We start from the raw sequence: 652 nt of genomic DNA on the forward strand, positions 1-652 counted from the left end.
CGGTGTTGATTCATGCGGCGACGGGTGGTGTGGGGTCGGCGGCGGTGCAGATTGCGCGGTATGTGGGGGCGGAGGTGTATGCGACGGCTGGTCCTGGGAAGCAGGGTGTGCTGGCGGGGATGGGTATTGATGCGGCGCATCGGGCGTCTTCGCGTGATGTGGGGTTCGCGTCGGTGTTTCCGCGGGTTGATGTGGTGCTCAACAGTCTTGCCGGTGATTTGACGGATGCGTCGTTGGGGTTGCTTGGGCCGGGGGGTCGGTTCATCGAGATGGGCAAGACCGATGTGCGGGATGCGGAGGGGTTGGCGGGGGTGTTGTATCGGGCGTTCGATCTTGTGCCTGATTGTGGTGCTGAGGGGATCGGGCGGATGTTGGGGGAGTTGTGTGGGTTGTTCGGGGCGGGGGTGTTGGTGCCTGCTTCGGTGCGGGCGTGGCCGTTGGTGCGGGCGCGTGAGGCGTTGCGGTTTATGAGTCAGGCGCGGCATGTGGGCAAGGTGGTGTTGGATGTGCCGGTGCCGCTTGATGTGGCGGGCACGGTGTTGGTGACGGGTGGTACCGGCACGCTGGGTGGTCTTGTTGCTGAGCATTTGGTGCGTAGCCGGGGTGTGCGGCATCTGGTGCTGGTCAGCCGCCGGGGCCCGGACGCTCCCGG

Annotated in this window: 1 protein-coding gene; it reads left to right on the plus strand. The window is 65.8% G+C overall.

Annotated features, from left to right (window positions below):
- A partial coding sequence (locus tag JW613_RS35460) for a zinc-binding dehydrogenase (RefSeq protein WP_209215311.1) occupies window positions 1-652 on the plus strand: 652 nt, incomplete at both ends.

The organism is Streptomyces smyrnaeus (assembly GCF_017676345.1).
Lineage (GTDB): Bacteria > Actinomycetota > Actinomycetes > Streptomycetales > Streptomycetaceae > Streptomyces > Streptomyces smyrnaeus.